Source organism: Psychroflexus tropicus DSM 15496 (assembly GCF_000378765.1).
Taxonomy (GTDB): Bacteria; Bacteroidota; Bacteroidia; order Flavobacteriales; family Flavobacteriaceae; genus Psychroflexus; species Psychroflexus tropicus.
The window spans coordinates 662048-686922 of record NZ_KB905343.1; the positions used below are offsets into that span (position 1 = coordinate 662048).

Consider the following 24875-nt stretch of genomic DNA (forward strand, 5'->3'; position numbering starts at 1 on the left):
TACAACATAAAGCCGCATACACTTTGTATGGATAAATGCTTTTATTGGTAATAAACTGATTTTTAGTATTCGTAGGAATCTTAATGTGTGCCGTTAATCTTCTGTTCCATAGCCTTCCGTGATGAGCACAAATATTTCTTATGTTACTGAATGAGTGCATCCAACTTTCAAGTACATCAACTTTATTTAAACCGTAATGCTTGAGAACAGCTTTTTTCTCTGGACCTAATTTTAAATTTCTAAACATTAAGGACAACAAACCAAAACTGCTTACTTCCATGCTCATCCAGGCTGGAGGCTCTTTAGGCTGTGAATATTTAGATTTATAATGGTCAATAAATGTTTCTGTACTTCTGTCTATCTCTTTATTTAGGTGAGTGAAGTGCTTGGCAAACTGTACTGAATTGCGGAACAAGCTACCATCTAAATGCCAATGGCTGCCGTATCGCATAGCCCATTGATAAATTACTTGGGTACGAAATGAAATCTCGATTTTTTCAATGGCATCCAATACCAATAATCGAAACTGCCTATCAAAAACATATAAGCTCAGTATTTCTTCAAAAGAAATTTCAGAAGTGAAAGGGTGATTCGAATCTTTATTATCCTGAAAGGGGTAAGTGTAAGCCCTTAGCCTGTAATAGCTTATATTAGATAAATAAGATTTGGCTTTTTGCTCATCTGTAATGGTTAAACCACGACCTTTTAATCTGGCAATTTGATCTGTAACAGAAACGGCTTGCTTTGAATACTTCATAGGCTTGCAAGTTGAAGGTTTTGGGAAACACAAAGCCTATAAAAAGCGAAAACCTGCCCGGGTGCGCTGATCTGACGAGAAGCGTGGCAGGTATTATTAGATGCAAAAGTACGAATGTTTCTCATGGTTACAAATTTTTAAGGGTCAATTTTGGTAGTGAAAAGCTAAAAGTGAACAGTGAATAATTCTACTGCTAGAACTTTTCGTTTTTCGTTATTCATTTTTCACTTCATTAAATTACCTTCATTTCAGTTTCTGGACTTAGCTGCTTGAGTAGCTGCTTTACATTGGTTTTGGCAGTATCGTTTTTAAAACCGCTGTCATTGAAAACAATACGTAGGGGTTCATCTTGGGCAATGGCTTTGGCAAAGTCTTCATCAATGCCACTATCAAAACAAGCATAAAGCGAGTTTTCGGCTACTTTAAAGACCTTTTTGCCTGATACATCTACCTGCTCAATTTTGAGCGATAGGGGTAAGCCCCAATCTAACATGACTTGTGCCAATAGGTCATCTGCGGTGCGGTCTGACTTTACATTGTCTGCAAAGAGGTCTAAGTTGCTTTGATCATAGTCTTGCGGCTTGTAATAGACATCTTGCATATTGCTACTGTCTAAGCGATATACACGGAAGCCGTAATCTATATCGGCATTGGTATCTTCTTTGATTTTATTAGCTGCTCTACGGATTCGTTCTTTGCCAAGTTCAGACAGAAAATGTGGTTTACCTAAACTATCTAAGAGGTCAATACCATTTTGAATAATTTTCTTTGAATTACTATCAGCAGTTTTTAAGTTTTCATCAAGGTTTTCAGGAAGTTGAACCATAATATGATTCAGCTTTTTCCCGTTTTCAGCCGACCAACGCAAGGCACCATCAGCAGCTGAGGCCGAACCTGAGAAGAAATCCATTACAGTATCACCATCCTGCGCAAGAAAGTTGAATAAATATTTCATTAAAGAAACTGGTTTTGGGTAACTAAAAACATCACTACCCATCAAATCGGACAAATAGCTTGAAGCGTTTTCATTTGTTCCTACACCATTCTTTTTCTTGGTAATTGTAGGGTCAGTGTACTTGTCTTTAATGAAATTTGTAGGTCTTTTGTATCCTTCTTCATCTCTGATAAACCTAATTGATAGTTTATCTGACTTGATAATAAAGGTGGTTCCCTTTTTAAGTTCTTCATTTAAAAAATCTTGAGTCCACTTAAACTCACCACTTAACCGAAAATCCGTTGTTGAGTAACCTGAATTTATTACAATATCATCCAATAACTCAACCCTATCTGGCTTACCTGCTGAAAGAGATCCGTCATCGAATTTATCGGGCTTAAATAGCACTTTATCTTTTGGAAATGTTAAGGTGCGAACACTGTTACCTGAATTAAGTAAAGGTTGGTCACCACCTTCAAGTAGTTCACCATTGTACTTAAATGGGTTCCAACTCTTTTCATAGCATAGAATATATTCATTTGTTTTTCTTGACTTAGTAGATAGAGCTGGCGGTGTAGAAGTTTTTACCCAAGAAAATACTTCTATAAAATTGGCTTCTCCAAAAATATCATCCATTGCACGCTTGAGATTAGCCACTTCTTCAACACCGATAGAAATAAATATTGCACCATCATTGCTTAGCAAGGTTCTGGCCAACTTCAACCTTGGGTACATCATACTTAACCAATCAGAATGATAGCGTCCTGCTGATTCAGGGTTGGCTACCAAGCGTTGGTTGTACTCGTCCTTCTGTCCGCTTTCTATGAGTTCTTCCTGAGCATCTTTGCTAAAGTTATCCTTGTATACAAAGTCCTTACCTGTATTGTAAGGCGGGTCTATATAGATCATCTTAATCTTACCCAAGTAGCTTTCTTGCAGTAGCTTGAGCACTTCTAAGTTGTCGCCTTCTATGTAGAGGTTTTCGGTGTTGTCAAAATCTACAGAGTCTTCTCGTACAGGGCGCAGGGTTTTGGTAGTGGGTAGGTTGGCGGTTACTATGGCTTCTCGTTTACCTGGCCACTCTAAACGGTAACGTTCTTTATTGCCTTCTACCACGGCATGGCTTAGCTCTTGCTTGAGCAGGTCAAAGTCTATGGCTTTGCCTTCAGTACCTTCTGTAACGCAGTTAGGGAAGAGGGCTGCAAGCTTTTCAAAGTTTTCGTTCACCAAGTCGGGTGATTTGAGGTCTAATTTTTCTATATCCATCGTCTATTGAGTGAAAATATTAAAGTGAAAAGTGAATAGTTTAGGCATTTGCTTTTGCTGTTTTAACAGTGGAAACCAATATGGCAATGAGTTCCTTACAAAGAGGCTCTAAAGCGGATAAATTCGCTTTTTCAGCATAACCCGATTGAGCTAATAACTGAATCCAATAATCCGTTTCATTCGCTTCTTTTAAAGCAATGCTCATCTTACTTACAAAATCGGCTCTACTTTGGGCAAATTCTCCTTCTCTCACTAATGCGCCAATAGCAGTACCACTCCTAAGTAGTTGTTTACTCAATACATATTCTCTTTGCTCATGCTGTAGGTTCTGCGCTGCGGCTACCACCTTCAATGCAAATGCAAAGCTTTTATCTTTTAGTACTGAGCTTGCCATCGTTTTTCACTTTTCATTATGCGTTTATACTTTTAATTGCAAGCTCCAAGGCTTGTTTTCTGTGTTCTTCGTTTTCTATGGTTTTCAGCACTTTGTCTGCTAACCAAAGGGTAAGCAAGTCTTTTTGAGACTGCTTGAATATTTTAGCAAGTGCAACTATGTCTTCCTTCCTGAAAAAGCGGTCACCACGTTCCATTTTACTGAGCATAGCAGTGTCCATATCTAACTGAGCTGCCAACTGACGAAGCAGTATATTCTCACTTTCACGCAGTTCCCGAATCTTATCACCAATCATGTTTGTCTATTCTTTAAGTGACTTGACAAATTTCGGACAATATAAGAAGATTCAAGAGAAGAAAGAACAGAAAACCGAAATAAAAGAAGTGTAGGAATTGGCGGAAATAAAGAAAGCCGAGGATACTGCTATCCACGGCTTACTCTAAATCCTGAGAATCCTTAAAAATACTACGTTTGCTTCTCCTGCTTATCGGGTATTTGAAGGTTTACATAGTGGTTGTGTTTGGGGTGGTCAAGCAATCCTGACTCCACAAACTTCTTGATATAGCCTTCTGCAGTTTTAGACTTTATTCCCAATCTATCAGCTGCACTCACATACGTCTTGCGATCAAAGGTTTTGGGTAAGGCATCTAAGAACTGCTGGCGAATGTTCTTACGCTTTTTCATGGTTTCTTCCTTGGGCATTTGTGTGTAGACCTTATCGCTGTGTTTTAGCAACACATTCACCATATTTAAGGCTGTCTGGTAGTCTTGGTCTGTACATACCAATCTTTCTGATATATCACCTGTTTCCATGGTTCTGAGCACGGTTAGAATCATGGCTATTCTAAAGGCTATGAGTCCGCTTCTTCGGACTATGCTGGCAATATCAATACCCTGTAAAGAAATGTACTGTGCTTGCTTCTCTTGGAAGAATGCATTGAACTTTTGCTTTTGCTCTTGAGTCAAGTCAAAACGTAATTCAGGGCTTGCCTGAAGAATTTTGTAAAGTTCATAAAACTCAGCCCCCAATCGGTCGAAATAGGCATCTAAACCTTCGTCTGTGTTCACTGCAAACACATCATTCCATTCAGGCTTGATATTCATGCTGTAGAACATAAATCTGCTGAATAAGCCGTTCTCTGCATTTGGTATGAGCGTTGAAACCTGTTTAGGTGTACCTGAGAGCATTGCCGAAAGGCAAGGGTTCTCAATTTCAACATACTCCTGATCTGTTCTGCGGTAGTAAGAAATGGTTTCGTGGTGAAAGGCTTTACGGAAGCCGTCACTGTAGTTACCATGCTCTGATTTGAACGCCTGGGCAAGTGTATCGCCTTCTGTTTCAAATATCAGTCCTTTACCTTCGCTATCATTCAAGAGTTGGTATGCTCCCGTGCTGCTATTATTGGCAGGTATAAAGAGCATCTTTTCAGGTGGACGTGTGGGCTTCTCCATATCGTCATCCTTTCCTTTTTTAGAATTGTAGGCTTTCAGGTCAGCATCATACTGCTGCTTCCTGAGCTTTGATTCTTCTCTTAACTGCTTGTGAATTGGACTCACCAATTTACGGCAGTAGGCAAGGTTTCCTTTGCCTGCCGAGGCTTGGGCAGTTACAAATAGGAAGAGGTTTGCATACACTTTCTTGCCACCATAGATACCGAATACATGCGGTAAACATGCGCTAAGTGTTACCAAGCTACCGAGAAGAATAATATCTCGTTCTTCATCAGAAGTAGCATGGTGAACCACCTTTTGCAGGAACTCAGGAAGTTGCGGATATAAAGAACCTGGGAAAGTAGGCATGCCTTTTTCATCCTGAGGTTCTTCAGTCTGCTGCTTGCCAATATTGATACCTGCTTGCTTTGCTTGGTAGAAGAAGGTTTTTAGAGATACTCCGTTACCATTTGCGTTGAGGCATTTATCATACTGCTCGTTGCATTCTTTTAGGTCATATTCAGCATAGAACTTACTGATACGGTGAAAGAGTTCACGTCCTGTTTCTCCAAAGGCATCTGCAAAGGCAAATCCAATGTTGCGCCATTCTGCATATTCAGAAGCTATATCTATATGTTTGGCTTCTATTTCTTCTATGATAGCCTTCACTTCGTTGAGGTCATCATCACTGTAGTTTGGTACTACTTTCAGTTTAGGCTCTGTATCTGTTGCTTTTTGTTCTGGCTTATCAAGCCATTCTATAGGATTAAACGATTTTGTCATTTTCTTAGGTATTTTGAATTAATGAATACATGTGGATCGTGAGGCAAGAAACAGGCTCTGCAAGTGTCCTTACCTGATTGATCCACGGTTAACTTGTAGGTGTGCTGAACGTAGTTCGCCACCGCTCTGAAATAGTCTTTATGGCTGAGCTGGGAAGTATCGGCAGATACAACCCACTTAATGCCGTCACCTGAAGGGGAAACAAAGAGCAACTCTGTTTCAAGGCTTGGGTCATCAAGCAGCTTGCTGCGTAAATCTTCCACATCATCCACATGGTCAAAGTCAAGTGGCAATAAGCCTGAATGCTGCTGTATAGCAGCTTCATTCCGCTTTGAAAATGCACCTGAGAAGGTGACATAATCGAAATTGCTGGCTTTATAGGCTCTTGCTTGTTTTACATCTTGAATTTCTCTGAGTGTGCTGGTGCAGTCTGTGTAGGCATCACCTTTAATTAAAGTGTACACATCGAGCAGATTCAATTGTTTACTTGGAACCGTATTGGTTACAGGTTTGGTGAAATAGCTGAACTCAGGAATTTCAACACTTGGCTCATCAGGTTCTGCAGCCATCGCCAAAGGTGTTGGTGCTGCGTAGAATGATTGCCTGCCAATCCGTAAGTGCATCTCTCTATTCAGCGTGTCAAATAGCTCATCATCCTTCTGCTTGAAGTGCATTGCTGCAAAGTCAAAAGCATCACCGAACGGTATAGCGTGTTCAGTGTCAACATGAACAGCGCATCCATCCACTATCTTTATCCACAATGTAGGCTTGCCTGCATTGAATGGATTCTTGGTGGGTTTACAATCCCTTCCCGCAAGGGAAAGGACTGTATCACCTGGATAGTATTGCCGCAGTACGTGCGCATAAATATTAAGCCCGTAATGCGTTTTGTCTAATATCGATTCTCTACTCAAATTCATGTCCGTTGGGTTTTAGAAGGTGAGTAATTCGATTCCAACAAGGCTTCTATATCAGAGAGCTTGTAATAGAACTTGCCGTTGATTCTGCTGTGAGGCAAGGTTTCATTATCACGCAAGGACTGTAAAGTCCGCTTGCTGATATGTAGCAGTTGCATTACGTCCTGCCCATCAACCCACACTTCTTTAAATCTTTCTAAGCGTGTTTTGTGGAATTGCTGCAGGTAGGCATGGATTACTTTAATTTCCTGAGAAAGCTTCAGGATAAGGTCTACGATTTCGCTCATAACTTTACCCTTCCTTTTTTGATTAAGTAATCCGCTGCTTGCTGGTCTAATTCATCCTGAGTATCCGTTCGGTTGCGCAGCAGCCAATCGTCTAACTCAGTACGTTTGAAATAGAGCCTTTTGCCCTGAGGGCAGAAGTGCGGTATTGACTTACTGCTCGTTAGTTTGTACATGTGAGACTGACTCAGCCCCAAGTATTGACATGCTTCGTTAAAGTTGAGCACGTCCTTGCGTAAGATTCCCTGTTGTTCGATTAGGGTCTCTATGCGTTCCAATTTTTGTATCAATATATCTGTTGACATTCTTCTATTTTTTAAAGTTTTACAATGAAGTTTGTCGTGCCTTTCAGAAGCTTCAAAAAACCAAGGCACGAAGGCTTTTATCCGCTTCTGTGATACAAAGGAAGCTATAGGGTAAGGGGTAGAAAGGAACAGCAAAAGCCCACTTTTGTGAGCTTTTGTTCCTATTGAAAATCAGTTAGTTAGACTGAAATAAAAATGTCGCTACTTAAAAAGAGAAGTTAACTTTCAGGGGTTAATTGGTGCCATTCTTTAATTTGCTTAATAATTGCTCTGTCATCTACGTACTTCATGTAGAAAACCCAAGTTTCTTTGAACAGTAGGGCAATGATCTCATAGTACTGTTCGCCTGGTAGAATTTCACCTTCGTCAATTCCTGAATGGTCTTTAAGGTAGTTATAGAGTCCGTGTACTAATCGGACTAAATACCTTTCATGTGGTTCACTGATTCGGCTTTCTTTTTCAACCTTAATACCACCGTCTTCATTTTTCTTGAAGGAAGTGGGTATAGCATCAGTATCAAACTCTACACGATAGCCTTCATAGTATTCACGTAATGCCTTTTCTACAAGGAACATAGGTAAGCGTGAAGAAAGCTCATATTCTCCGTCTTCACCTTCTAAAGTGAACTTTAAAGAAGTGAGCTTTTTTTTTCCTTTTACACCGTTCATGAGTAATCTAAAGGCATTCATTTCAGGGATTTCTGGTTCATTCATCCTATTGTTTGAAGTCATTTGGTGACCAACAAGCCAATTGGTTTCTTTAATGCAGGAAGCAATGTGAATGAGGTCTGGCAATAAGTCTTGAATATCGAAGCGTTGACAAATGAAGAAAGCCACTGAAATAGCATCTGCCCGTTTTGTAGCATCAGCCATTTCGAGGAAGTTAGGCTCAAAGTACTGCTTTAGCTTTTCTAGATCAGCTGGTACTTCGGCATAGGTGAGTTTTGGTTCAAGGTCATTTCGTTTGAGCCAATTCCGAATGTGCTTAACTTTTACATCATCAGGGTCTTCCCAATCCCCAACAGGAATCAATGAGAACTCAATGAGTTTGGCAATACAAAGCATCAGCCTGTTAGGGTAAGGTTGTGCCTTAGTAACTTTAAAAAACTTGCCTTTGGTAAATAGGTTGTAGTACGATTTAGCCAACCTGTATTTGAATTTAGCTTTATGTGCATTCTCATCAAATCTTGCAGGATAACGAGCGAGGTCTTTCTTCCAATCCTTGTAGTGCAAATCATCATAAGCACGCTTCATGTTCTCAACGAACTCACGGGCAAGCCATTCATGCTCTAACTTGATTGTGCCTGTGTTGAATACAAACTTTATGTGGTTTAACTGTGGGCGAACCTTACCTTCAAATTCACGCCATGACTTCATATCTACACCTGATTGGTCTATGACTTGAATAGCCTTCTCTGTTTCTTTCTCAGCTGAGGTAATCAGCTTTTGATTTTCAGGTCTTTCCCAAAAAGCAACATCCCGTATATAGGTATCCTGGGCTGTAGCTATGAGTTCTAAAAGCAAGTCACGAATATGAAGTAGCTCAAAGTCATTAATAACGTTGAGTATCTCATGGTGTATGGTTGGTGGGATTACCAATCTAACGTACTTGTGTTGCGGTTGGTAGCCTTCGACAAAGGCACGTTCATCAAATACTTCTTTAAAAAACTCTACTCGTAATGCAAGCTGCCAATTGCTGTATCTGATATGGAAATCCCAAGGTGGCTTCTTTGGTCCTTTATATAGTCCTACTTCAACACATTCAGTACGCTCTTTGCCTTCCATGATAGCACCTTTTTCATAGAGGTAGTCGTCCACGTATTCAAAATGGTGGTCGTGTTCTTCAGAGTAGAACTGCCATTTATAGGTGAATCGGTTGCGTTGAAATTTAGCCCAATCAAATTTTGGTAGCCCTTCCTGCTTTTCTTCTTGTTCGTTGTCTTCAGCCATCGCAGTAGGGGTTAGAGTTTAATTTGGATTTTATTGGCTGCTTCTTTCTTCTTGTCATCAATGATTTTGGCATAAATCTGTGTGGTCTTGAGTTCACGGTGCCCTAAGAGCTTTGATACGGTATAAATGTCTGTTCCTGCTGTAAGCTGCAGAGTAGCATAGGTATGCCTGGCACAGTGAAAGGAAATGGTTTTTGTTATTCCTGCACGCATCATCCATTGCTGCAGCTTTAGATTATGCCATGAAGAGTATTCCAGTCCTTTAAAGACTCTATCTGTTGGTTCCTTTCGTTCACCCAATAAACTGACTGCTTGTTCTGAGATAGGAAGTGTTTCTGCTCCTTTGGTTTTCTGTTGCCTGAAACGGATATAATGCCCTAAATCATTAGAGTGCTGCACTTCTGACCAAAGTAGCTTTTGAATGTCTGACCAACGCAGCCCTGTAAGGCAAGAGAATATAAAGGCTGATTTGAGTTGAGGCATATCGCATTCAGCTTCAACGGCTGCTTGTAATTCTTCAAGCGTTAGGAACTCTCTTTCTGGTTCTCCCTGCTTAAATGCATCCACACCTTCAGCAGGGTTGGTAGGTAATATTCCGTCCTTAATAGCTTGTTTTAAAGCTGCTCTCAGCTTGTTGAAATAAGAGTACTTAGAGTTTTGAGATAATCCCTGATTGCTGTGTGCTATGGCTTCATTATCGAGATATTCTTTAAAGTCCTGCACAAACTTCTTATCCACTTCGGCAAAGGTGACTTTGGGGTTTGCGAAAGCTTTTAAGTGCTTCAGCATACTCTTCCAATTTCCGTAGTTTCCTGAGCTTCCTGAACGCTTCTCTGATAGTAATTCAATGTAGGCAAGGAAACTGCCCTTCATCTTTTCATTATCACGGAATCCATAAATACCGTTCTGAATTTCAATTTGACGTTGTGCTCTAATGGTCTCAGCGAGTTGTAGAGTTTTCTTGTTGAGTTCTCGTTCATCCTTAGACTTAGGATTGGGGTCAAGGTATAGCTTTAGGTATTCTGTCTTTCTCTTTCCCTTGTGGTAGTAGTCGAGGTATAAGCTTGTCTTGCCGCCCTGGTTGCGTTTTCTTAGTGTAACCTTCATGATTCAAAGAGTTTTTCAATTTCTGACCTTTTAATAATGGTGCGTCTGCCGAGCTTGGCAACTTGAATAGTCCCTTGTTTGATTTGTCTGAACAGGGTCATTCTACTTGCTCCAATGAGAAAGCAAGCTTCTTTTATACTGAGGAACTCTTTGTCTTTAAGTTGTTCCTGATTGAATTGAACCTGTTGAACTACGATAGGGGCAACTTCCTGAATCTTCTCTTCACGTTTACGCTTCTTGTAATTCTGTGAAGCACATCTATGACTGCAAAACTTGGTAACAGTAGTCTTTGCGGTAAATACTTTACCACAATTCTGACAAGTCTTAGGTATTTGAATGTTGCTGCTCATGACGTTTTCTTATTCGAGAAACATGCATCATGAGGTCTCTGGTAGTATCAGAATGTATCTCTATGTAACATGTTTTCTCTGCTCAATCTGAAAACTTGTTGGTAGAAACAGTTTTGTTTCTATCAGTAACAGATTAGCAACAAATATACGTAAAATAGAGCAGTTTAGCAACAAATAAAAGAAGCTAAAATATCTTAAGTGTCAGTAAAAGAAGCTGTTAACTAAACAAAAGAAACTACTTCATTTCCCGATACAGAAATTAGCGAAAATATTTCCCAATAATTCATCATTAGTCACTTCTCCGGTAATTTCACCAAAATGATATAAGGCTTGTCGAATGTCGATAGCCAGTAAATCTGTACTAAGATTCTGGTTCAAACCTTCCTGTACCTTATTGATTTCTTCTAAGGCCAGCAATAGGGCGTTATAATGTCTGGAGTTGGTAACAATACTGTCGTTGTTGCGTAAAGCGCCATCATCTACATAGCTTAGCAACTGGCTTTGTATGACTTCAATACCTGTTTTGTCTTTAGCTGAAATAAACATGACCTCTTCAAAATCTTGAGTGAGCGTCTTTTTTTGAGCTTCAGATAGCAAGTCTGCCTTGTTAGCTATTAAGATGAACGGACGCTCCGGGAATGATTTTTTTAATTGAATTGTATCTTCCTTAACTCGGTCCCATTCTTTGATGTTTAATTCGTCTTGAGCATCAAAGAGTAGGGGCGTATCGATCAATTTAATAATCACCTGAGATTGCTTGATCTTTTCAAAAGTTCGCTTTATACCCAGGCCTTCAATGGTATCTTTTGTTTCTCGGATCCCCGCTGTATCTATAAATCTAAATCCAATGCCACCTATGGAGATTTCGTCTTCAATGGTATCTCGTGTTGTACCTGCGATATCACTTACAATGGCACGCTCTTCATTCAGTAAAGCATTAAGCAGCGTAGACTTACCAACATTCGGCTCGCCTACAATAGCCACGGGGATACCGTTTTTGATGACGTTTCCAACTGCAAAGGAATCGATAAGTCGAGATAAAACTTTTTGGATTTTTAAAACCAAAGCTTGAAATTGATCCCGATTGGCAAATTCAACATCCTCTTCAGAAAAGTCAAGCTCCAATTCCATTAGGGAGGCAAAATCCAGGAGCTCCTGTCTTAATTCCTGTAATTGATTGGTAAACCCACCACGCATTTGCTGCATGGCCAGTTGATGGCTCGCTGCATTGTCACTGGAAACTAAATCGGCTACGGCTTCGGCCTGGCTCAAATCCATTTTGCCATTGAGGAAAGCGCGAAGGGTAAACTCTCCAGGTTGAGCCGAACGACAACCTTTAGAAATCAAGAGATGGATGATCTCTTTTTGAATAAACGAACTCCCATGACAGGAAATTTCAACCGTAGGCTCACCTGTATATGAACGAGTCCCTCTGAATACGCTTACCAGGACTTCATCCAGCACCCGTTCTCCATTCTTGATCAGCCCTAGTTGTAAAGTATGGCTTTTTTGTTCCAGAATGGATATCCCATTTCTAGCGAAAAATAAGGGAGAGCAAAGTTCGAGGGCTTTTTCACCACTCACACGGATAACGGCAATCGCTCCGCTTCCAGAAGCAGTGGCCAAAGCAACAATGGTATCGTTATTTATCATATTGCAAATTTACAGCCTGTATTGATATTCTGAATCTATTTTGGTCATATTTCTGTAAGGTCTATTAATTTTTAAAAAAAAATGTTAATTTTTGTAACAAATGGTTAACCTTTGAGTCAAATTAATAAAACCTAATCATGGAAGTATATCAGGATCAATCTTTAAGAGAAGATCGTCAAACTTTATTATTTGCTCATTTGTCTCAACTTCTAAACCTATTTACAGGGTTGGGAGGCTTTATTGTGCCCTTGGTTATCTGGTTGACACAGCGAGATAAAGTAGAGGATATGGATCAGCAAGGTAAACAGATTTTAAATTTTCAGCTTACTATGTTTCTCGCAGCCCTCGTCTCCATACCTTTAATGTTGATTTTAGTTGGCTTCGTTATCGTAGCTGCGGTAGGACTACTAACTCTCATATTTCCGATTATAAATGCCATAAAAGCCAATAATGGTGAACCGACTCATTACCCATTGAGTATAGAGTTTTTTAAGTAATTTAAATTGAACCCTAACTGTTGATTTTTCGTAAATATCAACAGCCTTTTATTCATTGTTTTGTTTGTTTATAATAAAAAAGCCTCCTTAATGGAGGCTTTTTTAATACTTTAAAATTTTCTAATTATTGGTTACCTAGCATCACTGGCATTACCAACATAGTAATATGCTCACCTTGCTCCAGACCATCTACAGGCGTAAGAATTCCTGCACGGTTAGGTAAACTCATTTTGATCTTAATCTCATCAGAATTTAAGTTGTTCAACATTTCAGTTAAGAATTTTGAGTTGAAACCTATGGTTAGGTCATCTCCCTGATAATCGCAGGTAAGACGTTCTTCTGCTTTGTTGGAGTAGTCCAGATCTTCAGCCGATATATTCAATTCTGCTCCTGCAATTTTCAATCGGATTTGATGGGTAGTCTTGTTGGAGAAAATAGATACTCGCCTTACGGAGCTTAAAAATAAAGAACGATCGATGGTTAATACATTGGGATTTTCCTTTGGAATGACGGCTTCATAATTGGGGTATTTTCCGTCTACCAAACGACAAGTTAATTCAACGTTTTCAAATTTGAATTTGGCATTAGACTCATTAAACTCAATATTTACCTCTTCTTCACTGCCCAGTAGTACACCCTTAAGCAGATTCAATGGCTTTTTGGGCATAATGAATTCTGCTGGCCTATCGGTTTTAATGTCAGTACGAGAGTACTTTACAAGCTTATGAGCATCGGTACCTACAAAAATTAAAGCCTCTTCAGTAAATCTAAAAAAGACTCCATTCATAACCGGTCTTAAATCATCATTTCCTGTAGCAAATATGGTTTTATTGATGGCTGTTGCCAACACATCACCTACGAGAACAGTTTGGCTTGGATCTTCTATTGAGACTGGCGAAGGAAAATCTTCAGCATTAGCGTAAGCCAGAGCATACTTTCCTTGTTCAGAGCTTATTTCTATCGTATGGTTATCGAGTTTATTAAAGGTGAGGGGCTGTTCTGGAAAAGCTTTTAAAGTATCTAACAACAATCTTGCAGGAACTGCAATATCTCCCTGGTCGCTAGATTCTACATCTAGCGTAGCACTCATAGTAGTTTCCAAATCTGAGGCTGAAATTTTTAGAGAATTCTGATTGAGTTCCAATAAGAAATTATCTAAAATCGGCATAGTGTTATTATTGTTGATGACGCCTCCAAGGGTCTGGAGATTCTTCAACATATATGTACTGGAAATGATAAATTTCATGTGATAATGTATTTGATCTATGCAAATATATTTTTTTCTGTCGAATAATAATGTGACTTAAGAATTGAAAGTCAATATTGTGATAAAGTATCAATAATCAACTCATCTTTATACTTCCATTGTGAAAGCCCATCCTTAAGTTGATAAATTTGTTCGAAGCCTGCTTTTTTTAAAATTTTACTACATTTTTCAGAGCGTCTTCCAGTTCTGCAATAGACCGCAACAGGTTTGGTTTTGTCCAGTTGGTTTATTTTCTCAATAAAGTCCTCATCATATATTAGATTTTGCGCTCCTTTTAAATGTCCTTCCCGAAAGGCTTCCACCGATCTTACATCGATCAATTGTACCGAATCTAAAAGAATAAGTTCTTTCATCTCTTCCGATGTAAGCAATATGGAACTTGGTTTTTTAGGTTCACAGGAACTCAAAAATAGAAAGCACAGACTGATGAAAAATAGGAAAGATCTCATATTTATTTTTTAACGCTACCAGACCAGCCTAAAATTCCTCCTTCAAGATTATAGGCTTTGTCTATACCAGCTTTGTTCATTAATTGACATGCCATTTCACTGCGTCTGCCAGATCTACAATACACGTAGTAATCTTTGTCTTTAGGTAATTTTTCAATCTCCTCCATAAATTTAGAAGAATCCTGAATATTTATCAACTTAGCGCCTTCAATATACCCCTCGTTAAATTCGTTTGGTGTTCTTACATCTATGATTTCTGCCTGGTTTGAAGAGTTTAGGCCTTCTACCCAATCTTTTTCATTTAAATTTTCCATTGTATAATTTCATTTGATAAGGTAAAAATACAACTTTCCATACAGTTGATAGTACTTAAGGCTGATTTCTATTAGGAAATCAAGAAATTTAATTTAACAAAACATTGAATTTTTTATATAACAATAGCTACTACATTTGTATCGACAACAATTGTATTGACATGATAATTGAGGAAACATTAAAAATATCGAAACGCCTTCCAGAATGTAAAAGAGCTTTACTTAATCTTTTATATACAGGAAACTGGGTTTCCGATGAAATCGCAAGGGTGCTAAAACCTTTCGATATTACTCCTCAGCAATTTAATGTCCTGCGAATTTTAAAAGGAAGACAGGGAGAAGCTTGTTCTTTACAAACCATACAGGACCGAATGATAAGTAAGATGAGTAATACTACTAGGCTAGTTGACAAACTTATCAAAAAGGAGTTTGTAGAGCGAACTCAATGTGAATCCAATCGTAGAAAAGTTGATATCGTTATTACAGCTAAAGGCTTGGAAGCTTTGAAAGAAATAAGTAGAGTGGTAGATCAATCTGAGGCTAGAATGACAGATCAACTTACTACTTCAGAATTAGAAAATTTAAATGCATTATTAAATAAATTAAGAACAGATACCTATGAATGAATACTTAGAAAATTTACACTGGCGTTACGCCACCAAAAAATTTAATCCAGAGCTTGAAGTTTCAGACGAACATTTGGAAACTCTATTAGAAGCAATCAGATTATCAGCTTCTTCTTATGGATTACAACCTTATGAAGTGATTGTGATCAAGGATGCTGAAATGAGAGAGAAGCTAAAACCTGCTGCCTTTGATCAGCCGCAGATTACAGATTCATCTTGTTTGCTTGTATTTGCTTACAGAACAGATATTGATCAAAACTATTTAGATGAGTTTATTGAAAATAACAGTCAAACCAGAAATCAGCCCAAAGAAGATTTTCAGGGGTTGAAGGACATGATTCAAAACTCAGTTCTAACCTTTTCAGAACATGAAAAGGAAGTATGGGCATCTCGTCAGGTTTATATTGCCATAGGTAATTTATTATCTGCAGCTGCCGATCTTAAGGTCGACACCTGTCCTATGGAAGGCTTCAATCCAGAGGAGTTTGATAACATACTAGATTTAAAATCCAAAAATTTGAAGTCAGTAGCGCTAACAACTATTGGCTACCGAAGTGATGAAGATCAACTTCAGAATGCCAAAAAAGTAAGAAAATCTAAAGAGTCATTATTTACAAGAATTTAATATAACCCTAAAAACAATAACAAATGAAAATGAATGTATTAAAAGGTGCTTTAGCCACCACAGTAATTTTAGCATTAGTAGCCTTTACTAGTTCTATTGAAAAGAAAAAAGTAAACATTAAAGAAAGTACCATCCAATGGACTGGTGAAAAGTTAACAGGTTCTCATGAGGGAACTATCGAACTATCAGATGGTTATTTCTTAATGGAAGATGGAGAATTAGTTGGTGGTGAATTTACTGCAGACATGACCACAATCGATGTCACAGATTTAGAAGGTGATAGTAGACAAAAATTGATGGGTCATTTGAAATCAGATGATTTTTTCGGAGTAGAAAATTATAAGACCGCAAAATTCGTTATCAATACTGTAGCCAAAAAAGGTGATATTTACGGGATCTCAGGAGATTTAACTATCAAAGGGGAAACCAACCCGATTGCCTTTGATATGAAGATGAATGAAAACACTGCGACTACCAATTTAACGATCGACAGAACAAAATATAACGTAAGATATGGTTCAGGATCATTTTTCGATAATTTAGGTGATAATACCATCTATGATGAATTCGATCTCGCTATCAATCTCAAATTTTAGTTGATTTGTTTTGATTTTGATTAAAACCTGCCAGAAATGGCAGGTTTTTTTATGTATTTTCATTAAGAAAACCCTTTGTGCATCTAAACAAATTCTGTTAATTCAAGTAAATTTCACGATTGAAATGAGTGAAATTTGTATCGAGATTAAGAATTTTTAAAGGTGAATAGGTTCTCGACCTGCCTGCCGGCTAGCAGGTACAATTTTTTCAAAAAATCACCCGCCTGAATGACTTCGTCGGGCAGGCTCGAAAAGACATAATGCTATCTATTCCAATTCATTATGCACAACGGGTCAAGAGATTTCAGACTCAATCCGAACTTCAATCATTGAAATACGTCCAGGTCATCTTTAACCCTTCGCTCACATTAAATTTCGGATTATAATTTAAAAACTCCCTGGCTTTATCAATTTGAGCCAAAGAATCTCTTACATCTCCACGTCTTGGTGGGCCATAATTAGCCTCTAATTCTGTGTTAGAAGCCTGTTGCAGATCATTCCAGAGCCTATTTAAACTAATACGTTCACCACAAGCCACATTATAAACTTTATTTGTGGCTTCAGTTTTTGCAAAAGCAGCTTTAATATTCGCCTGAACTGCATTTTCTACAAATGTAAAATCCCGGGTCTGTTCGCCATCCCCATTAATTGTTGGTGGAGTCTTGTCCTTTAGGGCCTGCATAAACAGTGGTATTACTGCAGCATAAGCTCCTTGTGGACTTTGTTTGGGTCCAAAAACATTGAAGTAGCGCAAACCGATGATTTCCATGTCGTAAGTTTTTGCAAACACATCGGCATACAATTCGTTGACATACTTAGTCACAGCATATGGAGACAGGGGTTTACCTATAACATCTTCAACCTTTGGAAGGGTAGGAGAGTCTCCATAGGTAGAACTTGAGGCCGCGTAAACAAAACGCTTGACACTTTCAGAACCTTTACTGGCGACTAGCATATTTAAAAACCCGGAAACGTTTACCTCGTTACTTTTTATGGGGTCATCAATAGATCTTGGTACAGAGCCTAATGCTGCTTGATGGAGGACGATATCTATTCCTTCTACAGCTTTTTCGCAGTCTTCAAGATTTCTGATATCTCCATCTATAAATTCAAAATTGGATTCAGATTCAAATTCAGTGATATTTTCTCGATACCCGTTGGATAAATTATCTAATACTCGAACGTTTTTTGCACCAAATTTTAGTAAGTATTCAACCAGGTTCGATCCAATAAAGCCTGCACCTCCTGTGATTAAAAAATTAACTTGACTTAAATCAGTGTTATGGTATGCCTCAGTATACATCATAATCGGCCATCAATTTGGTGGGTTGGTAAAAACGATTTAACATCAAAAATGACAGATCTGTCATTCTTTAAAGCCTTGAAATCTAAGTCTAAAAATTCCTTGTGCGAGACGGCTAAAACAATCGAATCGTAGGTCGAATTAAGTTCTTCGCATCTTAGTAAGTCAATTCCAAATAGAGTTTTCACCTCCTCTTTGTTAGCCCAGGGATCACAAACATCAACCCGCATATTATAGGCTTTTAATTCTTCGATCACATCTATTGCTTTTGTATTTCTGGTATCGGGACAGTTTTCTTTAAAAGTGATGCCCAAAACTAAAGCCTTCCCATTTTTAACTTTGGCTTCTTTATTCAACATGAGCTTTATGACTTCATTAGCCACGTATTTACCCATGCCGTCATTCATACGTCTACCTGATAGTATAATCTCTGGATTATAACCAACTTCCAGTGCCTTTTGTGCTAAATAATAGGGGTCAACTCCTATACAATGTCCACCTACCAAGCCAGGAGTGTATTTGGTAAAGTTCCATTTGGTAGCAGCTGCCTCCAAAACATCATTGGTGTCGATATTCAATAATCTAAAAATTTTGGAAAGCTCATTAACAAACGCAATGTTGATATCTCTTTGGGAATTTTCGATCACCTTAGCGGCTTCAGCGACTTTAATGCTACTGGCTAAATGCGTTCCAGCTGTAATGACAGAAGCGTAAAGTTGATCTACTTTTTCAGCAACTTCTGGGGTAGAACCCGAAGTGACCTTTAGAATAGAGGTTACCGTATGTAATTTATCTCCTGGATTAATTCGCTCTGGCGAATAACCCGCAAAAAAATCTGTATTGAAAGTAAGACCAGAAAACTCTTCCAGTACTGGAACACACACTTCCTCTGTCACCCCTGGATAGACAGTAGATTCGTAAATTACGATATCCTCTTTTTTTAGAAGCCTACCTATGGTTTCACTGGCTTTTATCAAAGGAGTTAAGACTGGTTGTCTGTTTTTATCTGTTGGGGTAGGCACTGTTACAATAAAAATTGTAGCCTCCTTAATGTCCTCAGGATCTGTTGAAAGTTTCAGCCCAACTGTTTCATTACTGGCTAAGGCTGTTTGAAGATCATCGTCAGATACCTCTAAAGTATGGTCTTTACCGCTTTGGAGTTCATCCACTCTGGATTGGTTAATGTCAAAACCGATGACCGGATATTTTTCTGCAAAAGCTACCGCTAAGGGTAGTCCTACATATCCAAGTCCAATCACTGCAATTTTAGGTTGGCTCATAAATGAGATTTATTTTATGCTTTAAATAGTTTTTTAAATTTTCTTTTGATACGTTTTCTCAACGATCGCTTTTTGTCCATCTGCAGATAACCATTTCCATATCTTCCGTAGCCATAGCCATACCCGTACCCATAACCGTAACCATAGCCGTATTTAGCTTTATGCTGAAAATAGTTAAGAATAAAGCTTATGTTCCTCACTTCTCCTTTTTCATACTTTTCATTAATAACACTAAGCATGGCTTTCTTTGTGTAATTTTGTCTAATAAGGTATAAAGAGGCATCGGCATATTTCCCTAAATTCAAAGCATCGGAAACCAAGCCTATAGGAGGAGTGTCCATGATGATACAATCATATTTTTCTTTTAAAGTCGTGAATAAAACATCCATTTTATCAGACATTAAAAGTTCTGAGGGATTGGGAGGAACTGGTCCAGAAACAATAACATCTAAGTTTTCGTAGTTGGTTGTTTGAGTTATACCTTCTATGGTATCCTGTTCTATCAAGTAATTGACAATACCAATATCATTGGTAATTTCAAAATCCTCAAATATTTTAGGTTTTCTAAGATCCAAGCCAATCAATAGAGTTTTCTTTCCGCTCATGGAGAATACAGAAGCCATATTGATGGCTGTAAAGGTCTTTCCTTCTCCACTTACAGATGAAGTAATCAGGATGGTCTTGTTTCCTTGAATGTGCTTTTGCTTAAAGATAAATTGCATACTGGTTCTAAGCCCTCTAAAACTTTCCGCAATGGCAGATCTTGGTTTTGAAAATACAGCCAGGTTATTGTTGTTTTTGCTTTTACCTACTACACCTAGAATTGGTATAGGTGACAACTTGTTGATATCTTTAGGATTGTTGATTTTGTTATCTAAAAATACAAGTAAAAACACAAAAACTAAAGGTATAAAGCTTCCGATGAGTAAAGCCATCACATAATTAAGCTGAGTATTGGGACCGATTTTCCCTCCTCCGGTGTCCATCGCTTTATCGATGATTTGAACATCACTTACATTGGCTGCTTTAATGAGACCAGCTTCGTTTCTTTTGCTTAGAAAAAGACTGTATGTTTCCTCACTGATGGTATACCTACGCTCAATTTTTAGTAAATCCTGCTGCTCTTTAGGTAAAGTTCGAATTTGTTTTTCAAGTTCTGCTGTATTGGATCTTACTGTCTGTATTTGCTCTTGTAAAATATCTTTAGAAGATTCAATATTTTCAAGTAGAACTGATTTAGTAGCATCAATTTGTCGGTCTATATCGTCAAATACAGGAGCATCAGTTTTTAAAGAATAAGCATACTTGCTTCTTTGCTCAGATAATTCTACAATTTTACCAACTGCAGAGCTAATACTAGGCTCGTCGATTCCAGCCACAGAGGGTGCAGGCACATCTGTATAATTTGATCGGTTTCTTAAGTATTTTTCTAATCTGTTGTAATAATCCAACTGTCGTTGGATTTCATTTTTTTCTAGGTCTAAATTGGTTAATCGTTGTCTTATTTCACTGCTTTCAGCCGTGAGATCAATGATGTCATTACTGATCTTAAATTGATTGAGTTCTTGCTCAACAGATTTTAATTCCTTTGACTTTTCCGTTAAGCTACTGTCAATAAACCGTATGGTTTTGGTCGCAAATAAATTTTTTCGATTTAACATATCCTCACTCAGTACCCTCACTGTGGTGTTGAGATAGTCTACAAGCTTTTCCTTATTGTGACCGTTGAGGGACAGTTTTAAGATAGAACTTCCTTTGTTTTCTGGAGATACGTTTAAATCTTGGTATTTCTTAACGGTTGAATAGTAATTATTGAATTGGAAATAATAAGTCTTACCTTCCTTTAAAGGAATTGTGTTTCTCAAAATCCTGCCTTTGAAGTAAGGTGAGTCCACATATTTTGAGGTCGAGAAAGTTTCACTGTAATTTTCTTTATCAGAAAATCGGGATTCCTGTTCTTTGGTTGAATAATTATAAAACCCCAAATTTCCCGGATCTTCATCTTCAAAAGAAAGCTCTAACTTGAAAGTATTTTCATCTAAAAAGGTGACAGATAATTTTCTACCTAAAAGTTGATAATTTAAGCTGTCTTCAACTACTACAAAAGGGACTCGCCCGTAGGCGTCCTCCTTTTGATATTTGCCTTCATCAAAATATTGGATGTAATAGCGTAGCCTGTTGACTACCTTTTCATTATGAGTTCTGGTTTTAAGCGTGGTGACCGTTGTATTCACCTTGTCTGAAACTCCCCCCCAATTAAACGTCAGGCTGGTATTGGAAGTGAAAAATGGATTTTGATCATCTTTCACAGTAATTAAACTCTCTATTTGATATATGGGTTGTTTCCTAACATTGATAAAATAGGCAATACCGAGTCCGATGAGAATACTGATGACAAAGAGATACCAGTAACTAAAGATCTTTACGATAAATCCTTTAAAATCAAAGTATCCACTGGATTCGTTTATTTCAAAATCTTCATCCATTAAAGTCTTATTAATAATATTGTAAGTCCTGTTAGTAACGAAAATACTGTGGCGATTGTTCCAAACCCAGTCTCACCGATACCAAATGATTTCTGTGGAAGTGGATCCACGATTATAAGATCATTGGGTTGTATGTAATAAAAAGGGGAATTTACCGCAGATATTTTAGTTAAATCTACTCTATGAATTCGCTGTCCCTCGGGATATTGACGAAGAATTTTGACATTTCTTCTGTCGCCATAGATTGTTATATCGCCTGCATTGGCTACGGCCTCCATAATCGAGACTTGTTCTTTATAGATCACCTGGCTTCCTGTGCCTATTTCACCTAGGGTAGTGTATCGAAGTCCGGCGAGTTTCACGGTAATGAAAATGTTGGCTTCCGACTTAAAGTAATCTTCAAGAAGTTTTTGTTCTAATTTTAATCGTATTTCTTCGAGTGTAAGCCCAATGACCTTTATCTCACCGAGTGTAGGAATTCTTATTTTACCATGTCTATTAACCAGGAAACCATCAAAATATGCCTTTTCTTCAGTGGTTGCATTGGAGTTTTCAGTGTCACCAATTGGGTTGAACATACTGGTCAATTCCTGATCGAGTGCTTTTACTCTTATGCTCAATAAATCGTTGATCTGCACCCGGTAAGCAGGTTGCATCTGCTGAATTGATATAAGACTATCGATTTTGTTTTGGTCATCTTCTGCCAAATAGGTCAGTCTTTTAGTGCTAATACAAGATGTTAAAGAGCTTAACACGATAAAAGCTAAAATGATAGATGTGAATTTCATTCAATGGTTAATTATAGGGCAAATATAGTTTTTGATTTAGAAACAAAAACTGATAACTTACATTTTATGTACGATAACGTAACAAAGATAGTTCTAGTGCTCGATATATAAAAACGTTAAAATCTTCAAGGTGGTTTTTGGATTAACTTATCTTTCAATTTAATAAATACGAAAAACAATGATTTTTGAAACCACCAATCCTTATACCAATAAGACTATTAATACGTACGAGTCACTTTCACAAGAAGAGCTTAATCAAAAGCTAGAATTATCGTCTCAAATATATCAGGAATGGCAACATACTCCAATTGCTAAGCGTACCGAATTACTTGCCACTGTTGCCTCCTTATTACGCAGTGAGACTACTGATCTCGCTAAGACTATTAGCCTAGAAATGGGCAAGCCTATTACAGAATCAAAATCAGAAATTGAAAAGTGTGCCTGGGTATGCGAGTATTATGCTGAACATGCTAAGGATTTTCTTAAAGATGAAGTCATTACAACGGATGCTTCAGAAAGCTTTGTGAGGCATAGTCCTATCGGAAGTGTTTTCGCAGTGATGCCCTGGAATTTTCCATTCTGGCAGGTGTTTAGATTTGCGGCTCCCACTTTGTCTGCAGGGAATACTGCACTTTTAAAGCATGCGCCAAACGTATTTGGTTGTGCTCAAAAAATAGAAGAACTGTTTTTGAGAGCAGGTTATCCAAAAGGAGCTTTTCAAAATTTAATTATACATCAGGACGATACTGAAAATGTGATCTCTCATGATGCAGTAAAAGCCATCACGCTTACAGGAAGTGAGTCTGCAGGTTCATCTGTAGCTCAGCTGGCAAGTAAGCACATCAAAAAAAGCGTTTTAGAACTCGGTGGAAATAACGCCTTTATCGTTTTGGAAGACGCCGATTTAGAATTGGCTTTAGATACGGCAGTAAAAGCTAGAATGATGAACTCAGGACAAAGTTGTATTGCTGCAAAACGCTTCATTCTTGTGGAATCTATCTACGATAAATTTGTGGAAGGTTTTATAAAACGAGTTAAAAAACTTAAAACAGGCGATCCTATGTTAGACAATACTGAGATTGGACCTCTAGCCAGAATTGATCTGGCAGAAAAGCTTCAGAATCAAGTAAATGAATCAATAAAAGCAGGAGCAAAGTTATTACTTGGAGGTCAACAAAACGACTGTTTTCACGAGCCAACGGTGCTGGGGAATGTGACTAAAGATATGCCAGCCTTTATCGAAGAAACGTTTGGACCTTTGGCAGCTATGATCAAAGTAAAATCTGCTGATGAGGCTTTTCGTTATGCTAACGATTCAAGGTTTGGTTTAGGAGTGAGCCTTTTTACAAAAGATACTTCAAGAGCACATGCCTACATCAATAACGTAAGTGACGGAGCCTTTTTTGTTAATGAATTGGTGAAGTCTGACCCCAGATTACCATTTGGTGGAACTAAAGCCTCTGGTTTTGGAAGAGAGCTTGCTAAAGATGGAATTTTAGAATTTGTGAATCGAAAAACTGTTTACATCAAATAACAATCTTATGAACAAAACCTTTATTCTAGTTTTTATATCCCTCTTATTTGGAGTCAATACCTCCAGTAAGGCTCAACAATTTGTTGAAAGTATGGATGGAACTCCGAATTTAGAAAGACATCAAATCACACTCAACTTAATTGGGTTTCGTTATGAACTTGGGCTCTTTAAGAATGTAAGCATCTCTTCAAGTTTAGCACCAGGACTTGCTACTTATGAAGAAGGCTATTCTTTTGGCCTGGCCTGGCATACCCGTTTAAGATATTACCACAACTTTAAAAAGCGTTATAATTTTGGAATGAAAGTCATTGGTAATTCTGCAAATTATATTGGACCAGCGAGGACTGTCTTTTGGGAGCCTTTACAGCTGGCTAATAATCTGGATGATATCGGAGAATTTTCTTTGGCTTTTTATGGAGGTGTTTATGGATGGCAAAGAACCAATAAAAAAGGCTTCAATACCACTTTTGAAGTTGGTGTAGGTTATTACGATGGCTTAGCGGTTGAAAGTGGTTTTGGTCCTCTGCTTAATTTTACATTTGGCTGGGTTCCCACCAATAGAAGCTCCAAAAAAACGATTAAAGTAAACTAAATTAAAAAAATTGAAGATTTAACCTCAGACTAAAACAGCCTGAGGTTAACAATTCCTAGCTGGTAAGTCCTGGTATATCTGGCATACCCTTTTTGGCAACTGCAGAAACTTCTGCATCGTTCACTTCTCCAGCTTGCTTTATGGCTTTATTTAAAGTCAGTATAAGGTAATCCTCTAATTGTTCTTTATCTTCAAGTAATTCATCACTGATTTGAATGGACTTTAGTTCTCTATTTGCTGAAATTTTCACTTGCAATAATTCGTCATTGCTTTTTTCCATAAGCATAACAGAGTCTAATCGCTTTTTGGTTTCTTCCACTTTTGTCTGGGTTTCTTTGATTTTATTCATCATACCCATCATATCTCCAAACATAATTTTTAAATTTTAG

25 protein-coding genes and 1 pseudogene are annotated in these 24875 nt (G+C 38.0%); 6 read left to right on the forward strand and 20 right to left on the reverse strand.

The genetic code is table 11. The features are described 5' to 3' along the window. Nucleotides 1-115: 115 nt before the first annotated feature. The 12 genes and pseudogenes from F598_RS0107920 to mnmE all read right to left on the reverse strand — a co-directional run. Nucleotides 116-757 (reverse strand): annotated as a pseudogene (locus F598_RS0107920) (Abi family protein); the annotation flags it as partial. A gap of 232 nt (nt 758-989) precedes the next feature. Beyond that, nucleotides 990-2957: a site-specific DNA-methyltransferase gene (locus tag F598_RS0107925; protein WP_019038505.1), complete on the reverse strand. Its 1968-nt coding sequence runs from the start codon at nt 2955-2957 to the stop codon at nt 990-992. Nucleotides 2958-2997: 40 nt separating this feature from the next. Continuing rightward, complete coding sequence (locus tag F598_RS0107930) at nt 2998-3351, reverse strand: four helix bundle protein (protein ID WP_019038506.1); 354 nt, start codon at nt 3349-3351, stop codon at nt 2998-3000. Nucleotides 3352-3367: 16 nt separating this feature from the next. Next, nucleotides 3368-3646, reverse strand: a complete 279-nt coding sequence (locus F598_RS0107935; protein ID WP_019038507.1) for a helix-turn-helix domain-containing protein — start codon at nt 3644-3646, stop codon at nt 3368-3370. 170 nt (nt 3647-3816) lie between these two features. Further along, nucleotides 3817-5565 (reverse strand): DUF3987 domain-containing protein, encoded by a 1749-nt coding sequence (locus tag F598_RS0107945; protein WP_019038509.1) that lies wholly within the window; start codon nt 5563-5565, stop codon nt 3817-3819. After that, nucleotides 5562-6485: a BT4734/BF3469 family protein gene (locus tag F598_RS14945; protein WP_019038510.1), complete on the reverse strand. Its 924-nt coding sequence runs from the start codon at nt 6483-6485 to the stop codon at nt 5562-5564. The genes F598_RS0107945 and F598_RS14945 overlap by 4 nt, the downstream gene beginning before the upstream one ends. Next, a complete protein-coding gene (locus F598_RS0107955; RefSeq protein ID WP_019038511.1) occupies nt 6482-6769 on the reverse strand; it encodes a helix-turn-helix domain-containing protein in 288 nt (95 codons plus the stop codon). The genes F598_RS14945 and F598_RS0107955 overlap by 4 nt, the downstream gene beginning before the upstream one ends. Continuing rightward, entirely contained in the window at nt 6766-7071 is a 306-nt protein-coding gene (locus F598_RS15720) for a helix-turn-helix domain-containing protein (RefSeq protein ID WP_026302597.1), read from the reverse strand. Before F598_RS15720 ends, F598_RS0107955 begins: the two co-directional genes overlap by 4 nt. A gap of 218 nt (nt 7072-7289) precedes the next feature. Then, nucleotides 7290-9020, reverse strand: coding sequence for a hypothetical protein (locus F598_RS0107965; RefSeq protein ID WP_019038512.1), 1731 nt, complete (start codon nt 9018-9020; stop codon nt 7290-7292). Between the two features lie 11 nt (nt 9021-9031). Continuing rightward, nucleotides 9032-10126 (reverse strand): site-specific integrase, encoded by a 1095-nt coding sequence (locus F598_RS0107970; protein ID WP_019038513.1) that lies wholly within the window; start codon nt 10124-10126, stop codon nt 9032-9034. Further along, a complete protein-coding gene (locus F598_RS0107975) occupies nt 10123-10476 on the reverse strand; it encodes a helix-turn-helix transcriptional regulator (protein WP_019038514.1) in 354 nt (117 codons plus the stop codon). The genes F598_RS0107970 and F598_RS0107975 overlap by 4 nt, the downstream gene beginning before the upstream one ends. A gap of 240 nt (nt 10477-10716) precedes the next feature. Beyond that, nucleotides 10717-12129: a tRNA uridine-5-carboxymethylaminomethyl(34) synthesis GTPase MnmE gene (gene mnmE, locus F598_RS0107980; RefSeq protein ID WP_019038515.1), complete on the reverse strand. Its 1413-nt coding sequence runs from the start codon at nt 12127-12129 to the stop codon at nt 10717-10719. A 137-nt stretch (nt 12130-12266) separates the two neighbouring features. Here mnmE and F598_RS0107985 point away from each other — a divergent pair, with 137 nt between their 5' ends. Then, nucleotides 12267-12626 carry a DUF4870 domain-containing protein gene (locus F598_RS0107985; protein ID WP_019038516.1) on the forward strand — a complete coding sequence of 120 codons (360 nt, stop codon included), beginning with the start codon at nt 12267-12269 and terminating at the stop codon, nt 12624-12626. A 124-nt stretch (nt 12627-12750) separates the two neighbouring features. Here F598_RS0107985 and dnaN read toward each other — a convergent pair whose 3' ends face one another. The 3 genes from dnaN to F598_RS0108000 all read right to left on the reverse strand — a co-directional run bounded on the left by dnaN (nt 12751) and on the right by F598_RS0108000 (nt 14656). After that, nucleotides 12751-13872, reverse strand: a complete 1122-nt coding sequence (gene dnaN / locus F598_RS0107990; protein ID WP_019038517.1) for a DNA polymerase III subunit beta — start codon at nt 13870-13872, stop codon at nt 12751-12753. A 71-nt stretch (nt 13873-13943) separates the two neighbouring features. Then, nucleotides 13944-14342 carry a rhodanese-like domain-containing protein gene (locus tag F598_RS0107995; protein WP_026302598.1) on the reverse strand — a complete coding sequence of 133 codons (399 nt, stop codon included), beginning with the start codon at nt 14340-14342 and terminating at the stop codon, nt 13944-13946. A 2-nt stretch (nt 14343-14344) separates the two neighbouring features. Further along, complete coding sequence (locus F598_RS0108000) at nt 14345-14656, reverse strand: rhodanese-like domain-containing protein (RefSeq protein WP_019038520.1); 312 nt, start codon at nt 14654-14656, stop codon at nt 14345-14347. A 161-nt stretch (nt 14657-14817) separates the two neighbouring features. Between F598_RS0108000 and F598_RS0108005 the strand changes: the two genes are divergently transcribed. Genes F598_RS0108005 through F598_RS0108015 form a run of 3 tightly spaced genes read left to right on the forward strand, consistent with a single transcriptional unit; the run spans nt 14818 to nt 16503 of the window. After that, on the forward strand, nt 14818-15282 hold the full coding sequence (locus tag F598_RS0108005; RefSeq protein ID WP_019038521.1) for a MarR family winged helix-turn-helix transcriptional regulator: 465 nt from the start codon (nt 14818-14820) through the stop codon (nt 15280-15282). Next, nucleotides 15275-15907, forward strand: coding sequence for an NAD(P)H-dependent oxidoreductase (locus tag F598_RS0108010; RefSeq protein WP_019038522.1), 633 nt, complete (start codon nt 15275-15277; stop codon nt 15905-15907). Before F598_RS0108005 ends, F598_RS0108010 begins: the two co-directional genes overlap by 8 nt. 23 nt (nt 15908-15930) lie before the next feature. Then, nucleotides 15931-16503: a YceI family protein gene (locus F598_RS0108015; RefSeq protein ID WP_019038523.1), complete on the forward strand. Its 573-nt coding sequence runs from the start codon at nt 15931-15933 to the stop codon at nt 16501-16503. Nucleotides 16504-16825: 322 nt separating this feature from the next. Here F598_RS0108015 and F598_RS0108020 read toward each other — a convergent pair whose 3' ends face one another. The 4 genes from F598_RS0108020 to F598_RS0108035 are packed head-to-tail and all read right to left on the reverse strand — an operon-like array spanning nt 16826 to nt 22360. Continuing rightward, complete coding sequence (locus tag F598_RS0108020) at nt 16826-17806, reverse strand: SDR family oxidoreductase (RefSeq protein WP_026302599.1); 981 nt, start codon at nt 17804-17806, stop codon at nt 16826-16828. Beyond that, nucleotides 17806-19086: a nucleotide sugar dehydrogenase gene (locus F598_RS0108025; protein ID WP_019038525.1), complete on the reverse strand. Its 1281-nt coding sequence runs from the start codon at nt 19084-19086 to the stop codon at nt 17806-17808. The genes F598_RS0108020 and F598_RS0108025 overlap by 1 nt, the downstream gene beginning before the upstream one ends. A gap of 14 nt (nt 19087-19100) precedes the next feature. Continuing rightward, nucleotides 19101-21572 carry a GumC family protein gene (locus F598_RS0108030; protein ID WP_019038526.1) on the reverse strand — a complete coding sequence of 824 codons (2472 nt, stop codon included), beginning with the start codon at nt 21570-21572 and terminating at the stop codon, nt 19101-19103. Beyond that, entirely contained in the window at nt 21572-22360 is a 789-nt protein-coding gene (locus F598_RS0108035) for a polysaccharide biosynthesis/export family protein (RefSeq protein ID WP_019038527.1), read from the reverse strand. Before F598_RS0108035 ends, F598_RS0108030 begins: the two co-directional genes overlap by 1 nt. Nucleotides 22361-22538: 178 nt before the next feature. Between F598_RS0108035 and F598_RS0108040 the strand changes: the two genes are divergently transcribed. Both F598_RS0108040 and F598_RS0108045 read left to right on the forward strand, forming a co-directional pair. Next, nucleotides 22539-23894: an NAD-dependent succinate-semialdehyde dehydrogenase gene (locus F598_RS0108040; protein ID WP_019038528.1), complete on the forward strand. Its 1356-nt coding sequence runs from the start codon at nt 22539-22541 to the stop codon at nt 23892-23894. Nucleotides 23895-23901: 7 nt separating this feature from the next. Further along, the gene (locus F598_RS0108045; RefSeq protein WP_019038529.1) at nt 23902-24486 is read left to right on the forward strand and encodes a hypothetical protein; all 585 of its coding nucleotides are present in this window, start codon (nt 23902-23904) and stop codon (nt 24484-24486) included. Between the two features lie 55 nt (nt 24487-24541). On the opposite strand, the gene F598_RS0108050 is transcribed toward F598_RS0108045, so the two are convergent. After that, nucleotides 24542-24859, reverse strand: a complete 318-nt coding sequence (locus F598_RS0108050; protein WP_019038530.1) for a YbaB/EbfC family nucleoid-associated protein — start codon at nt 24857-24859, stop codon at nt 24542-24544. Nucleotides 24860-24875: the final 16 nt, after the last annotated feature.

Excerpts from the sequence above, each read along its gene's own strand:
- F598_RS0107925 (WP_019038505.1), bottom strand. The coding sequence starts at position 2,957 with ATGGATATAGAAAAATTAGACCTCAAATCACCCGACTTGGTGAACGAA.
- F598_RS0107930 (WP_019038506.1), bottom strand. The coding sequence starts at position 3,351 with ATGGCAAGCTCAGTACTAAAAGATAAAAGCTTTGCATTTGCATTGAAG.
- F598_RS0107935 (WP_019038507.1), bottom strand. The coding sequence starts at position 3,646 with ATGATTGGTGATAAGATTCGGGAACTGCGTGAAAGTGAGAATATACTG.
- F598_RS0107945 (WP_019038509.1), bottom strand. The coding sequence starts at position 5,565 with ATGACAAAATCGTTTAATCCTATAGAATGGCTTGATAAGCCAGAACAA.
- F598_RS14945 (WP_019038510.1), bottom strand. The coding sequence starts at position 6,485 with ATGAATTTGAGTAGAGAATCGATATTAGACAAAACGCATTACGGGCTT.
- F598_RS0107955 (WP_019038511.1), bottom strand. The coding sequence starts at position 6,769 with ATGAGCGAAATCGTAGACCTTATCCTGAAGCTTTCTCAGGAAATTAAA.
- F598_RS15720 (WP_026302597.1), bottom strand. The coding sequence starts at position 7,071 with ATGTCAACAGATATATTGATACAAAAATTGGAACGCATAGAGACCCTA.
- F598_RS0107965 (WP_019038512.1), bottom strand. The coding sequence starts at position 9,020 with ATGGCTGAAGACAACGAACAAGAAGAAAAGCAGGAAGGGCTACCAAAA.
- F598_RS0107970 (WP_019038513.1), bottom strand. The coding sequence starts at position 10,126 with ATGAAGGTTACACTAAGAAAACGCAACCAGGGCGGCAAGACAAGCTTA.
- F598_RS0107975 (WP_019038514.1), bottom strand. The coding sequence starts at position 10,476 with ATGAGCAGCAACATTCAAATACCTAAGACTTGTCAGAATTGTGGTAAA.
- mnmE (WP_019038515.1), bottom strand. The coding sequence starts at position 12,129 with ATGATAAATAACGATACCATTGTTGCTTTGGCCACTGCTTCTGGAAGC.
- F598_RS0107985 (WP_019038516.1), top strand. The coding sequence starts at position 12,267 with ATGGAAGTATATCAGGATCAATCTTTAAGAGAAGATCGTCAAACTTTA.
- dnaN (WP_019038517.1), bottom strand. The coding sequence starts at position 13,872 with ATGAAATTTATCATTTCCAGTACATATATGTTGAAGAATCTCCAGACC.
- F598_RS0107995 (WP_026302598.1), bottom strand. The coding sequence starts at position 14,342 with ATGAGATCTTTCCTATTTTTCATCAGTCTGTGCTTTCTATTTTTGAGT.
- F598_RS0108000 (WP_019038520.1), bottom strand. The coding sequence starts at position 14,656 with ATGGAAAATTTAAATGAAAAAGATTGGGTAGAAGGCCTAAACTCTTCA.
- F598_RS0108005 (WP_019038521.1), top strand. The coding sequence starts at position 14,818 with ATGATAATTGAGGAAACATTAAAAATATCGAAACGCCTTCCAGAATGT.
- F598_RS0108010 (WP_019038522.1), top strand. The coding sequence starts at position 15,275 with ATGAATGAATACTTAGAAAATTTACACTGGCGTTACGCCACCAAAAAA.
- F598_RS0108015 (WP_019038523.1), top strand. The coding sequence starts at position 15,931 with ATGAAAATGAATGTATTAAAAGGTGCTTTAGCCACCACAGTAATTTTA.
- F598_RS0108020 (WP_026302599.1), bottom strand. The coding sequence starts at position 17,806 with ATGTATACTGAGGCATACCATAACACTGATTTAAGTCAAGTTAATTTT.
- F598_RS0108025 (WP_019038525.1), bottom strand. The coding sequence starts at position 19,086 with ATGAGCCAACCTAAAATTGCAGTGATTGGACTTGGATATGTAGGACTA.
- F598_RS0108030 (WP_019038526.1), bottom strand. The coding sequence starts at position 21,572 with ATGGATGAAGATTTTGAAATAAACGAATCCAGTGGATACTTTGATTTT.
- F598_RS0108035 (WP_019038527.1), bottom strand. The coding sequence starts at position 22,360 with ATGAAATTCACATCTATCATTTTAGCTTTTATCGTGTTAAGCTCTTTA.
- F598_RS0108040 (WP_019038528.1), top strand. The coding sequence starts at position 22,539 with ATGATTTTTGAAACCACCAATCCTTATACCAATAAGACTATTAATACG.
- F598_RS0108045 (WP_019038529.1), top strand. The coding sequence starts at position 23,902 with ATGAACAAAACCTTTATTCTAGTTTTTATATCCCTCTTATTTGGAGTC.
- F598_RS0108050 (WP_019038530.1), bottom strand. The coding sequence starts at position 24,859 with ATGTTTGGAGATATGATGGGTATGATGAATAAAATCAAAGAAACCCAG.